General features: G+C 70.3%; 1 pseudogene. It reads left to right on the forward strand.

Annotated features, from left to right (window positions below):
• Window positions 1-404 (forward strand): annotated as a pseudogene (locus tag AC1DMK_RS31160) (flavin monoamine oxidase); the annotation flags it as partial.

Raw genomic sequence — 404 nt, forward strand, 5'->3', positions numbered from 1 at the left:
GGCGGATCCCGTACCACCACCGCTCGACGCTGCACTACACCAAGCTTCTGGGCGTGCCGCTGGAGAGCTTCGTCAACGACAACGACGCCGCCTATGTCTATTTCGAGAAGGGCGAGGGCCCGCTGAAGGGCAAGCCGGTGCGCAAGGGCGAGATCGCCGCCGACGCCCGCGGCCACGCCGCCGAACTGATGGCCAAGGTCGCCTCCAAGGGCGGGCTGGACAGCGCCATCACCGCGCAGGACCGCGACCTCTTCATCGCCTACATGGTCAACGAGGGCCGCCTGTCGGCGACGGACCTGGCCTATACCGGCACCGACGGCCGCGGCTTCGACGTGCATCCCGGCGCCGGCGTCTCGCCCGGTCCCGGCAAGCCCTCGACCCCGCGCAGCATGGCCGACGTCCTG

This window comes from Rhizobium sp. 05L419 (assembly GCF_056397845.1).